Annotated in this window: 12 protein-coding genes and 1 pseudogene; 2 read left to right on the top strand and 11 right to left on the bottom strand. The window is 37.0% G+C overall.

What is annotated here, in order from left to right:
• Positions 1–35: 35 nt before the first annotated feature.
• Entirely contained in the window at positions 36–215 is a 180-nt protein-coding gene (locus JOC83_RS11535; protein ID WP_205187384.1) for a hypothetical protein, read from the bottom strand.
• A 411-nt stretch (positions 216–626) separates the two neighbouring features.
• Here JOC83_RS11535 and JOC83_RS11530 point away from each other — a divergent pair, with 411 nt between their 5' ends.
• Together JOC83_RS11530 and JOC83_RS20330 are read left to right on the top strand one after the other, a co-directional pair.
• Positions 627–1,130 (top strand): GNAT family N-acetyltransferase, encoded by a 504-nt coding sequence (locus tag JOC83_RS11530; RefSeq protein ID WP_378912917.1) that lies wholly within the window; start codon positions 627–629, stop codon positions 1,128–1,130.
• Positions 1,131–1,158: 28 nt separating this feature from the next.
• Positions 1,159–1,356 (top strand): annotated as a pseudogene (locus JOC83_RS20330) (hypothetical protein); the annotation flags it as partial.
• Between the two features lie 145 nt (positions 1,357–1,501).
• Here the strand turns inward: JOC83_RS20330 and JOC83_RS11520 are convergent.
• The 10 genes from JOC83_RS11520 to copZ form a co-directional block, all read right to left on the bottom strand.
• Positions 1,502–2,071, bottom strand: coding sequence for a DUF6434 domain-containing protein (locus JOC83_RS11520; RefSeq protein ID WP_205187376.1), 570 nt, complete (start codon positions 2,069–2,071; stop codon positions 1,502–1,504).
• Between the two features lie 145 nt (positions 2,072–2,216).
• A complete protein-coding gene (locus JOC83_RS11515) occupies positions 2,217–2,783 on the bottom strand; it encodes a uridine kinase family protein (RefSeq protein WP_205187375.1) in 567 nt (188 codons plus the stop codon).
• A 276-nt stretch (positions 2,784–3,059) separates the two neighbouring features.
• Positions 3,060–3,611, bottom strand: coding sequence for a GNAT family N-acetyltransferase (locus JOC83_RS11510; protein WP_205187374.1), 552 nt, complete (start codon positions 3,609–3,611; stop codon positions 3,060–3,062).
• A gap of 88 nt (positions 3,612–3,699) precedes the next feature.
• Entirely contained in the window at positions 3,700–4,365 is a 666-nt protein-coding gene (locus JOC83_RS11505; RefSeq protein WP_205187373.1) for an HAD hydrolase-like protein, read from the bottom strand.
• A gap of 686 nt (positions 4,366–5,051) precedes the next feature.
• Complete coding sequence (locus JOC83_RS11500; protein WP_205187372.1) at positions 5,052–6,137, bottom strand: Ger(x)C family spore germination protein; 1,086 nt, start codon at positions 6,135–6,137, stop codon at positions 5,052–5,054.
• Positions 6,134–7,222 carry a GerAB/ArcD/ProY family transporter gene (locus JOC83_RS11495; protein ID WP_205187370.1) on the bottom strand — a complete coding sequence of 363 codons (1,089 nt, stop codon included), beginning with the start codon at positions 7,220–7,222 and terminating at the stop codon, positions 6,134–6,136. Before JOC83_RS11495 ends, JOC83_RS11500 begins: the two co-directional genes overlap by 4 nt.
• A 14-nt stretch (positions 7,223–7,236) precedes the next feature.
• Positions 7,237–8,796: a spore germination protein gene (locus tag JOC83_RS11490; protein WP_239583495.1), complete on the bottom strand. Its 1,560-nt coding sequence runs from the start codon at positions 8,794–8,796 to the stop codon at positions 7,237–7,239.
• Between the two features lie 228 nt (positions 8,797–9,024).
• Positions 9,025–9,861 carry a hypothetical protein gene (locus JOC83_RS11485; RefSeq protein ID WP_205187369.1) on the bottom strand — a complete coding sequence of 279 codons (837 nt, stop codon included), beginning with the start codon at positions 9,859–9,861 and terminating at the stop codon, positions 9,025–9,027.
• A 17-nt stretch (positions 9,862–9,878) separates the two neighbouring features.
• Positions 9,879–12,284 carry a heavy metal translocating P-type ATPase gene (locus tag JOC83_RS11480; RefSeq protein WP_205187367.1) on the bottom strand — a complete coding sequence of 802 codons (2,406 nt, stop codon included), beginning with the start codon at positions 12,282–12,284 and terminating at the stop codon, positions 9,879–9,881.
• Between the two features lie 162 nt (positions 12,285–12,446).
• Entirely contained in the window at positions 12,447–12,653 is a 207-nt protein-coding gene (copZ, locus tag JOC83_RS11475; protein WP_205187365.1) for a copper chaperone CopZ, read from the bottom strand.
• Between the last annotated feature and the right edge of the window lies 1 nt (position 12,654).

Genomic DNA, 12,654 nt, shown 5'->3' with positions numbered 1-12,654 from the left:
TCTGGCTCCTTTTTTATGTAGGAAACCGTATGTGCCTATCCTTTTAAATACAGGGTCACAATGACGAGAGCAAACACCACCATAATCAGCAATGGCCCTAGCCCTAAGCTATAGACAATGTAGATTCTCACGTGAAGAAGCATATGAACGAATATCGTTAGCAGCAATGAAATACACAGTAAAATAATAAGAGGCTTATATTTGTTCCACCTCAACCTAATCAGCTCCTTTCAAGAAGCTTATCTGAAATTCAAATGAAACAACTCGTCTTCTTACCATCTTACGTTTCATGGAGCCTGTCCTATTCATCTAAGAGTAGCTTTCTATCACTTTATGTAACAATCTCTGCCAATATCTTCTCGCTCTTGAAATGAAAATTTTCAATGTCATTTCAAGTTCAAATCCACCTAGCCACATCTTTTTGCACAACTCATTATTTTTCTATTATTATATGGAAAACTTTGTTATATTGAGGGTAAAATAACTTATCTAACCGCAGGGGTTTCCTAATCCATAACGAGCGGGTACGCTTATGGCCCCTCCTTCAATCCATTTAATAAAATGGTAGGTGTTGGGTAGTTTAAAAGGAGTCATAATCTAACTATTTCCTTGAGGTGATTATATTGATTAGTGATGTGAAGGTTGAACAAATACAATCAATTGAAGAACACATTGATGAGCTGTCTGAGCTGTTAATACAAGTCGTAGAGGCTGGTGCATCAATTGGTTTTCTACCAGGATTACAACTAGCGGATGCATATGATTATTGGAGAAGTGTAGGACGTTCTGACGTTCTTCTGTTTGTCGCAAAGATCAACAACCAAATAGCTGGTACTGTCCAGTTACATCTATGTACAAAGCAAAACGGTAGTCATCGAGTTGAAATTGCCAAACTAATGACTCATCCAAACTATCGACGTAACGGAATTGGTCGCTATCTAATGAAGAAAGCTGAAGAACGTGCTCAATACGAAGGAAAGACATTAATTGTTCTCGACACGCGCGAAGGAGATCCTTCAAATCTTCTTTATTCTTCAATTGGTTATTGTCAAGCCGGTAAAATCCCTAATTATGCTCGGTCAGCAAACGGAGAATTGCACGCTACTATTTTTTATTATAAAACTCTTTGACTATAAGATTTGGAGTTACACCCTACACTTTTTATCAAACCCTATTGAAGATAAAGATGTGATGGTGATTGGAAAGCGAAAACCGTTTTTAAACTCAAAAGCAGATGTAGAAAAGCTACAAAAATATGAAAAACCATTTAGTATGTACCAAGAAAAGTATAGGATGCCTATTAGTAACGAACCTACTGCTTTTCCATTAGTATCTTTTTTATCTAGATTTTTTTGAGTTGCTAACAAAACTTCCCCCCTCTTATTGCACTTGCTGATTATAAACACAATAAAAAATCTAAGTGGTAAATTTTTACATACGTAAACTATCGTAAGTATCTGTCATTCCACATACAAATGATGGTATTAAAGAGTGGCTCATGTTATTTTGATATGTACTTATTACTTCCGGGTAGATTTTTTATGATGTTCCATGATTCAATTGCCACCGCTCGACTTTTCCCTTTATTTTTAGGATCTGCAAAGAAGTCACGAATGAACTGATTGTATTCAAATTGTGGGGCGATCTCGTTTTTATACGTTGGTTGTTTTTTTCTCTTTTCCTCTTCATACCAAGCAGCGACAGCATCACGGTATGTTTTTCCAACATTCTCTTTAAAATAGGTCTGAATATAGGTAGAAAAATGAAACGTTGGCCCAATGACTTCGTTAAAAAAAGCTCTGGCTTGTTGACTACACCGGTGATTTTCTGTGATAACAGTATCCAGGCTTAAGTCTGCAGATAATGCTGCTCGTTTTTGATTGTTAGATTTACGAGCAGGTTTTGTTCGTTCTCCAGTTGTAAGGAATGTTTCAATTCTCTTGGTAAGTTCAAGCTTTGAACCTGAACTGCTCATTCCATGTTCTCTACAAAAAGCTTGTAGCTCCTCCTTTAACCAATAAAAGTTTGTAAAGTCTTTTACCATCATTTCTTTCGTTAAACTAGGTCGCATCATACTCTCCCCCTTCGTTTTCTATTAACAATATAGAACATTCGCTCTTATTTATCCATTCTTTTTTGGTTGAAATAACATAAAAAGGATTTTCATTCCTTTTTCTTATCAGCCCCTCAATTAATAAGAAAAGCCCATCACTACATCATACACGTAAATGACTTAAGATCCATTCCCGAACAACAGCAATTGACGTTTCGGTTGGGTTGGAGCCATTTAGGATAATATCAGCATGCCATTTTGTCGGTTCCACAAATTCGTGATGGCGGTGTCTAACAAGATCTAAATACTCTGAAGAAATATCACGAAAGGATTCTTCATGCATATCTCGCCTTAGTCTCCTGACCAATCGTTCGTCAGATGGGCAATCAACAAACACTTTCAAATCCAGCTTTTCTCTTAGTTTCTGAACATATAAAACCATCAATCCTTCAATAAGTAACACATCCACCATTCCAGACGAAGTAAGATAACAGATATCTTGATTTAGCTTATCCATATCAACAGAGTTCGGATGATCGTAATCAGCATATACCTTTCCATTGTATGGTGCATGTACGCTTGGTTTGACTTCTTTAAAATAATCATCGGTCGATAGCGTCCTCACTCTTAACCCCTTCAGACTTGTTGCTAACGCGTGACAGAACGTCGTTTTGCCGCTGCCAGACCCACCCGCTATTCCAATCACTTTGCACGTATTTCTTTCTCCCATTGAAAATCCCTTCTCCTCTAGGTTCTAGGCCTATTACTAGCCCGGTTTTACTCGTTATTATTAAGGCCTTTACTAGATTGCAGTTTCTTCTTATAAAAAGAGCTCATATTAATCGTTTCATGATGGTTTTATCTAATAGTCAACCAAACAAAAACCAAAACAAGTTACGTATTGAATTACGTTTTCTCTCTTATAAATTAGCAATCGAAAAAGCACTGTAAATCGCAGTGCTTTTAGCATTCTTGAACCAAGTATTTCTGCTTATTTTCTAATCTTTTACATATTCGAAGCAGCCTGAAATTCTGTTTTAGAAATATTATAATAAAGACAAGTGACTTCTTTACTGTCTAATCGATCCAATACCACTCTTTTATCAAATCTGTATTTAAATCCGCACTTTTCATTAACCCTTTTAGAATTATGATTAAAATCATAATGTCCGCACCAAATTAAATCTAAGTTTAATTCTTCAAAACCGAATTTAAGCAAGCCGTTTACCGCTTCAGGAACAAATCCGCTTCCCCAATATTTTGGATTTAATACATACCCAATTTCTTTTTGTCTTAAGTGTGATATAGTTTCATCTGTCTTTCTCTCATGAAGTCCTATTCCGCCGATAACCTTATTTTCTGAACATAGTTCTATTGCATAGGTGTCTTTGCTTTCAATAAACAATTGAATAATTTCTTTGCTTTCATTTTCATCTTGATGTGGTTTCCAACCTGCGTTTGGTCCAACCAAATCACTTTTTGCATACTCATATAAATCTTTAAAATCAGTCTCCTTCCATTCTCTCAATAGTAATCTCTCGGTATAGACCCTTTGCATGTTATATCCCCTTTTCTCTTTTTACAATTATAGGATCATAAACTATCAACTATATCAATGCGACTATATCTCTTAAAGTAACCTTACTTCAATATGCTATTTTTATACTTGGTACTATAGCTTTTAACTCCATTAAATCATCTATTACAAAATCAGCTTGAGCAAGTTCCTCTTCTTGTGCAAAATCAAAATTACACCCAATTGCAGTTAATCCATTATCTTTTGCTGCGTTTATATCAGATAGACGATCGCCCACAACTGCCGCATGTCGAATGTCATACTTCTTCATAATTGTTTTAACTAAATCTCCTTTATCAAGGGTTTGGATCTGCTGAATACTAAACGTTTCAGTAACCCAATAATCTAATTGATAATATTTTACGATTGCTTGTAAGTATGCGACTAATCCATTACTCGCTATGTAAATGGAATAATGATTGTCTTTTAAGTACGTCAATATTTCTTTTACATTTGGATATAAAGCACCTTTTCCACTGCTTATGTTTTCAATAAGCCTCTCTAGAAAATAAGCATCCGTTTGTTCTCTTACCTCATTTGAATGATTAGGCAACAAAGCTTCCCAAACTTTTGGTAAAGGTACACCCATTATTTTACGGTATGTATCAATTGGGGTATCTGTATCCCATAAATGTAATGATCGTAAGTGGTTAAACGTATCCTCAAGTGACAATTCTAATATTTTATCTGTTTGAAATAGAGTCCCATCCATATCAAAAATAAGTGATTGCAACATGCTTCTCTCCCTCTTTACTTCTACCAATAATCGTTTAGATTCATTATACCAAAAAACCAGAATATTCCTTATCTTCTTTACAAAGTGACGAATTAGAATATAAGACAAAACTTTCACTTATTTGCTTTTAGCTTTTTTCTAAATTTTTGCATTTGATTGCGTAGACTGCTGTCTCTTTACAAATTTATGGTAAAATTTAATTGTATGCATATCAATTCAATCTAACAGGATACGTCGGTTAGTCAAAGAACGATTGACTATTATCAATAGTTGAAATAGGAGTGAAATAGATTGGCACATAAAATGAACTTTTACTCATTCATAGCATCCTTCGTTTGTTTAGAATTGTTCTTATTAGTGAGTTTCACAAGTATATTCCATTCAATTGAAAATCTATTAGCAGCCCACCTTCTAACCATTGTTTTAATTGTTACCATCATTTCTTTTTTCACGGGTTTAATTGGATTTAGTGGTATGAAAGATTGGAAATCCAGTATGAGGAGCTTTACAACGGTGCTTCTAACTCTTGAGTAGTGGCTCGTGTTTAGAACAAACACAAACCACTACTTTATTTAGTCTACGATGATGAACTAGAGATCAAATTATAACTTCATTTTAGACATAATCAATTTCTGAATTTTTCTTTTTATATTTGGATAAAAAACAAAAGTTCCTCATCACCAGCTTCACTCCATTATCCCAGCTTGAACTACATTTACGCTAACATGGACTTTGACAGGTAATTGTTGATATTGACTGTTCCATGATGCTTTTTTGTAAAGTCCTTTTTGTCTTGCTTTGTCACCAATTCCTAGTGGATCCACGTTGAGCTTTTTAAACTTGGCAAGTAGTGCTTCGACTTGCTTTTTAATTTCTTTTTCAGTCGCCCTTTCAATATTTTCAATATTCTTCTTTTTCGTTAAATCAAGACCACCACTTTCTGATACGCGTCCATCTAATTCAATCGTAAACTTCGCTTCATATTGTCCATTTTGTTTACGTATTTCATAATCAGAATTAGAATCTAAATTTTGTATACTAACATACTTGTCCTTCCATTTCGTTTCCAATTGACCTTGGCGAATGTCCTCAAACAACATCTTAAAAATATAAGAATCTTTTAAGGAAATCCTTCCTACATACTTGTCACTATTAAATAGGGCAATTCCTTGAACGGCTATCTGCTCTTTTTCTTTTTTTATAATGGGCATAAATGGATCAAACCCTTTTGACTCGTGCTGAAACAGAAACCGGTGTAAGTCCACTTTTGGAATGGTTCGGTCCATATTTTGATGAACAATATCAGTAATATACTGCGGAGACGATTCACCTTCTAAATAATCTGCATTTAGAATATCATACGCACTTCCTTCAGACACGACGAGATAAATATCACGGCCAATATGAGGGTCACGCTGAAAATTATCAATGATGTTCATCACGCCTTTTTTAGCAAGCTCTTCATTAAAAATAAGGATGCCAATTCGTCCAATTTCAATAGGCTTTGAAGATTTACTTTGAATGCTTTGTCGAATTTGTTTACTTGTATTCCCAACTGCTGAAAACACAATATTACGTGACATTTCTCCTTCTACTGGCGGAATATACGCTGAACCAGCTGTTCCGCGTAATGCATTTTCATCTCCCCCTTCAGCAGGATCATATCCTGCCGCTTGGACAATTTGAATTTCCTCCAAGATTTTTTTTGAGGGTACACACCCTGTTATGCAGATAAAGCTAATAATCAAGAAAAGCTTTGCTACTTTCCTCATCGTTTTCTCACCCTTGTCATCATCCATTGCATAATAAATAAAAATGGAATGTAAAAATAAATAACATAATACCCAGTGCGGGACATCCAGTCATTTGCTAAATCTATCTTTTGACGATCATTTAACAGGATAGCCGCTACAAAGAGAAGCACACAGATTACTCGAAGGCTACTTTTTTGTCTGACTGAAAACAATCGATGCATGCCACGACTAGCACACCATAAACCGATACAAATATTCGGTAAAACAACGAAAAACCAAACGCAAATTCCTACATACTCAAATCGTTCAATGATTGATAAATCAACAATCTTCCATAACGTCAGCGTTGACCAAATCGTTGTTTTCAGCTGTTCTTGACTAAAGTAAATAAACGATACAAAAATCGCAAGCAAATAAATCGCTAAACTAAATAATGCGCCGAAATGTGCCCACTTTTCTGATTTAGGGGCGTCCTTTACGAATGGATAAAACATAAATAACACTTCAAACCCTAAATAATTTAACGTCATTGCTTTTGTCGCTTCATATAACTGTGGAAATGTAATATCAAACAGTGGAAGTAAGTTTCCTATATTTCCTTCTTTAATGGGAAAGTATTTTACTAATAAAAGCGGGAATCCATAAATGACACCTAAAAAGCTAATGCCTGTCACCACTCTAAATCCACCTACGGTATAGTAATACGCAATGATTAGAATGAGAGAGATAAATACCCAGGAATACACATCAGAAAACATCCACACATTAAGGACTTCGACATACGTTCGTAAAATAACAAGCACAAGCGCTGCATAATAGAGAATGAAAAAAAAGCTAAGTGCTCCCCCAATCCATTTTCCAAACACATCATGTTGAATAGCTACGATGTCATTGTTTCCTTTGTTTAATATCCGATAAGAAAGCCAAATTAAAATGAGAATGGATAATCCTGAAGTAATGACGGCCATCCATGCACTATGTCCAGCCGATTTGGCGATATAACGTTCAAATCCTAAAATACCAACCCCAACTTGCATCGTATGAATTAAATAAAATACTAAATAAGGGGACACTTGTTTATCTTTTTTTGGTAATGGATACATGAATAGCCCTCCTTTCAGTCTTCGATATCACGATTCTTCCGCTTATGAGACTCTAAATGAAACCGTTCAGAAACATCTGACCTCATTTGAGTTGGGCGATTTTTTTGAAGATAATTTGGTAGTCTAAAAAGTGAGTCTTTTAAGTCCACAAGTCGAAGTGGATACACTGGGGCAATATATGGACGCCCTAGTGATGTTAGTTTTAAAATATGACCAATAAACAAAGCAAAGCAAAAGGTAACACCAATCAAGCCCCAAAGTTGAGCAAATAACAGAAATGGAAAGCGAATTAAACGAATCACATTACCCATTTGATACACAGGCGTTGTAAATGAAGCAAGTGCAGCAAGTGCAACAAGGATAAGTAGCACGTTACTTGTCAAACCAGCTTGAACCGCTGCTGTTCCAATTACAATCCCCCCCACGATACCGATTGTCTGACCGATTTTTGTCGGTAGCCTTGCTCCAGCCTCTCTTAATAGCTCAATTGTTAATTCCAAAATACACGCTTCAATAATCGGTGGAAATGGAATTCCACTTCGCGAAGCAATAAGTGGACTTAATAAATTTTTGGGAATCATCTCGTAATGATACGTTAAAACAGCGACATAAAGTGGTGTAGAGATAACTGAGAAAAACACGGCAAACAAACGAATTAAGCGAAAAGCAGATGCAAAATGCCAAGGTAGATAGTAGTCTTCAAACGCAGAAAAAAATTCTTCTAGCGGAGTTGGACCTGTTAACACATGAGGAGACCCATCTACAACAACCGCAATCTTTCCTTCGGTTACTACTCCTACGACACGATCTGGACGCTCTGTATCAATCATTTGTGGAAAAGGTGAGCTACTATTATCGGAAATGAGCTGAGCAATAATGGAACTATCAATGATTTTATCGTAATCAAAATCTTTTATACGCTGTATGACGGTATTCACATTTTCTTCATCCGCAATTTTCTCCATGTAAATAATCGCAACACGTGTCTTCGTTAATCTCCCTACTTTTAACTCTTCTACAATCAATTCAGGTATAGGAAGTCTTTTTCGAATAAGATTGAGGTTTGCATCGATTGATTCAACAAATGCTTCTTTCGGACCAACAACGCTATACTCCACTTCCGGCAGTGAAACAGCTCGCTTTTCAATGGAAGCGGCAGGAATGGTCAACACTTCTTTCGTATTTCCTTTTCCTTGAATCAACACGGAACCTGACAAAACAGACTCACTTATCTTGTTGACATCGTTCACAAGCTCAGTATCATCAATGGGAAGAGCACATTGTAAGTCAAACAATGTACCTCCCCTTTCTTTTCCATTTAAATGAGGTAAAATACATTTATGAAGAATGTTTGGATCCACAATGCTTTTGTAGTAATGGATGTAGTAATCGTTGTCTTCTGAGTAACGAAACGATACGAAGTCAGCCGACTTTTTACAAAGCTTAAGAAGCTCATCTAATTGAAGGTCGTCAGAAGTTATCGCATTTGTTTGGCTATTCGTTTTTTGTTCATTTTCCTGTTCTGTCTTGTTTTGCTTTTTGTCATGCTTACGATGAATTTTCCATCCAGACAACGAACGTCCCTCCTGACTGACTTTTGTTATTCTTACCTTTTCCTATTTTTAGTATTTAATGATATCTTCACTAAAAATTCACATACAAAAAAGCTACTAACCTTCGTCAGTAGCTTACCATGATGCATTACTTGTACGTTTTTTTATAAAACAATGGAATGAAGATGAGTAAGATTATTGAACATGTGTAAAAAAAGAACCAGAGTCCAGGACTCTGATTCTTTTTAATCATTTAACTTCAATGACAAATGGATAAACATGTACGTTACCATCAAATTGAAATTCACCCCATACTTTATACAACCCCGGCTCGGCAAACGTTGTTTCAAAGACGGTTTGATCTTTTGATGTTGGATGAACATGTAAAAATTTTTCACCTGTTTCATCTAAAATAACAACGTGACCAAGTGCACCTAAATATGGTTCAGGTGTGGCTTCTTTCGTATCAAATGTAAGCGTGACAGGCTCTCCTGCTTGTAAAGGTGTTGTTGTTAGTTCCACTTCTTTTCCATCAACCGTTTTCTTTAACTCTTGATCTGGTGTTAACTGATTGCTTTCGTGATGATGCTGCTCATCACCTATATGAAGTTCAACAGGACTTACATGGTAGGCAATATTTTTTGGTTTTATATCTACAAAGACTTTATAAGCACCATTTGGCAGATGAAATTCTTTTGTATATAGACCATTTGCATGTCTCTCAGGGTGTACATGATAGTAATGATTCAAATCACTACTTACAATGATAAGGTGCATCATTTTCTCATGTGATAGCGCTAGTTCAGGTGTATCGCCTTCTTTGTCCTTTACCTCAATTGTAATGATTGCATTTTCATAGGTGACATTTGTTGTTACTTCACTTTTAGCACTATCACTATGTGCTGAATGATCCTCATGCTCATCTTTTCCATGCTGATGATCAACTTCACTTTCTTTTTGACTTGCTACTTCATGAGCATGATGACTTTCGTTTCCATTCATTTTCTCATAAAACGTATAAACACCAATAACAGCGGCTAAAAACAAGACGGCTGAAAGCCCCCACATCACGATGATTTTATTCATTTAACATCCTCCATTTTTTAAAGCTTCACTCGTTGCAAGCGTAATGCATTTAACACAACGGATACAGAGCTAAACGCCATCGCAGCTCCTGCAAGCCATGGGGCAAGAAATCCTAGAGCCGCTATCGGTATACCTAATGTGTTGTAAGCAAACGCCCAAAATAAGTTTTGTTTAATGTTTCGAATCGTCATTTTGCTCATAAAAATAGCGTCGGCTACACTCGTTAAATCTCCACGCATGAGTGTAAGGTCTGCAGCCTCCATGGCTACATCCGTGCCCGTTCCCATTGCCATTCCAATGTCTGCCGTGGCAAGGGCTGGGGCATCATTAATCCCATCACCAACCATCGCTACTTTCTTCCCTTGACGTTGAAGCTTTTTCACTTCTTCAGCTTTTCCTTCAGGTAAGACTTCTGCAATGACATGCGTAATGCCTACTTCTTTTGCAATGACTTCAGCCGTTTGCTTATTGTCACCGGTCATCATCACTACATCTAGACCCATTTTCTTTAAGCGTGTAATGGCTGCCTTCGATGTTTCTTTGATTGTATCAGCAACGGCTACGAGACCTGCTAGTTGACCATCAATCGCTACTAACATAGCTGTTTTTCCTTGATTTTCTAGTTGCTCCATTTGCGAAAGCACTTGACTCACTTCCACATGGTGCTTACTCATGAGACGACGTGTACCAATTAGAATGACCTTACCCTCGACTTCTGCTTGAAGGCCGTAACCAGGAATCGCTTCGAATGTTTGAGACTCACTCAACGAGATACCTCGTGCTTTTACTCCTTCAACAATTGCTTCTGCTAATGGGTGTTCTGAGTTACGCTCAGCTGCTCCTACAAACGTTAATAACTCTTGTTCTTCATAAGGACTCGTTACTATGACATCTGTTAACATTGGCTTTCCATTTGTAACTGTACCCGTTTTATCAAGAACGATGGTATCTAATTGATGTGTTGTTTCAAGGTGCTCGCCACCTTTGAATAAAATTCCAAACTCGGCTGCACGACCAGATCCTGCCATGATTGATGTCGGGGTAGCTAATCCAAGTGCGCATGGACATGCAATAACGAGAACCGCAATTAGCTTCTCTAATGCTTCTGCAAATTCTCCAGGGCTTACAAAGAAAAACCAAACAAGAAACGTAACAAGGGCAATTCCAATAACAATTGGGACAAAAATCCCTGAAATGACATCTGCTAAACGCTGAATCGGCGCTTTTGATCCTTGTGCTTCTTCGACTACTTTAATAATTTGAGCTAGTGCGGTTTCTTTCCCCACTTTTGTTGCTTTTACTTTTAAAAATCCATTTTTATTGATCGTTGAACCAATAACCACATCACCTACTGATTTATCGACAGGGATGCTTTCACCTGTAATCATTGATTCATCTAGAGCTGAGCGACCTTCGACAATCTCACCGTCTACCGGTACTTTTTCACCTGGCTTCACATACACGATATCGCCCACAATGACGTCCTCAATTGGTACTTGCTTTTCTTCTTCCTCTCGCAAAACTGTTGCTGTTTTTGCTTGTAGTCCCATCAGCTTTTTAATTGCTTCAGATGAGCGACCTTTTGCTTTTGCTTCAAATAACTTCCCTAATAAAATAAGCGTAATTAAAACGGCGCTCGTTTCAAAGTATAGCTCAACCATCTGCGCTCCTGAACCAATTGATTGAATGCTCACATACAGACTGTAAAAATAAGCTGCAGACGTTCCAAGAGCCACTAATACATCCATGTTGGCACTTTTATTTCGAAGTGCTTTGTACGCACCAACGTAAAACTGACTTCCAATTACAAACTGAACAGGGGTGGCAAGCGCCAATTGAACCCACGGATTCATAAATAGATCTGGAAGCCAAATAAAAGATGTGAATTCAAAGTGACTGACCATTGCCCAAAGCAATGGAATTGATAAGATAGCAGAAAATAAAAATTTCCCTGTTTGCTTTTCAATTTCCTTTTGACGATGGTCAACTTTTTCATCCTTCTTTTCCTCTAGCTGAAAACCAAGCTTTTGAATAGCTTCTTTCATATCCAATATAGAAACTTCTGATTCATTATACTCCACTTGAGCGGACTCTAATGCAAAATTAACCGTTGCAAGCGACACACCGTCTAATTTATTTAAACGCTTTTCAATTCGGTTGGCGCACGCTGCACAGGTCATTCCTGTTACATTGAAATCTGCTTTCTCAGTAACCACTTCGTATCCTAACGCTTCTACTTTCTTTTTTAATTCCTCTACATTAGTTTTTGAAGAGTCGAACGTTACGTTTGATTTTTCAAGAGCTAAGTTGACATTCGCGTCTTCTACACCGTCTAGTTTTTTTAGCCCTTTCTCAATTCGAGTCGCACACGCTGCACAGGTCATGCCTGAAATTTGGAGAGTTGTTTCCTTTTTCTGACTCATCTTTTCACTCCTCGCTCCAATATACTATGGTGGGGTATATTTTCAGCCGAAGTAAACGCGCTTTGTTAATACGCGTTTATTCTAACCATACCCTAGTATAGTATATGATTATGCTTACTCGTTCGATTTGTTACAACACCGACTAAGCTTTTTATAATCAGATTATTGTACGTCGTATCCTTGATCGTCGATTGTTTCTTTAATCGCCTCCACAGTTACGGCAGTTGAATCAAATGCAACATCAACCGTACCTGATTCTAGATTTACTGTTACGGATTTTACACCATTTAATTCTCCAACGCTACCTTCAACTGCTTTCACACAATGACCACAAGACATCCCTTTTACTTGTAATGTTACGTTTTCCATT

Source organism: Priestia iocasae (assembly GCF_016909075.1).
GTDB classification, from domain to species: domain Bacteria; phylum Bacillota; class Bacilli; order Bacillales; family Bacillaceae_H; genus Priestia; species Priestia iocasae.
This window is presented reverse-complemented; position numbering and strand designations above follow the sequence as displayed.

Bases quoted from the DNA above. Each gene is read 5' to 3' on its own strand.
- JOC83_RS11500 (WP_205187372.1), bottom strand. From the start codon at position 6,137: ATGAGGAAAGTAGCAAAGCTTTTCTTGATTATTAGCTTTATCTGCATA.
- JOC83_RS11495 (WP_205187370.1), bottom strand. From the start codon at position 7,222: ATGTATCCATTACCAAAAAAAGATAAACAAGTGTCCCCTTATTTAGTA.
- JOC83_RS11510 (WP_205187374.1), bottom strand. From the start codon at position 3,611: ATGCAAAGGGTCTATACCGAGAGATTACTATTGAGAGAATGGAAGGAG.
- JOC83_RS11505 (WP_205187373.1), bottom strand. From the start codon at position 4,365: ATGTTGCAATCACTTATTTTTGATATGGATGGGACTCTATTTCAAACA.
- JOC83_RS11485 (WP_205187369.1), bottom strand. From the start codon at position 9,861: ATGAATAAAATCATCGTGATGTGGGGGCTTTCAGCCGTCTTGTTTTTA.
- JOC83_RS11480 (WP_205187367.1), bottom strand. From the start codon at position 12,284: ATGAGTCAGAAAAAGGAAACAACTCTCCAAATTTCAGGCATGACCTGT.
- copZ (WP_205187365.1), bottom strand. From the start codon at position 12,653: ATGGAAAACGTAACATTACAAGTAAAAGGGATGTCTTGTGGTCATTGT.
- JOC83_RS11520 (WP_205187376.1), bottom strand. From the start codon at position 2,071: ATGCGACCTAGTTTAACGAAAGAAATGATGGTAAAAGACTTTACAAAC.
- JOC83_RS11515 (WP_205187375.1), bottom strand. From the start codon at position 2,783: ATGGGAGAAAGAAATACGTGCAAAGTGATTGGAATAGCGGGTGGGTCT.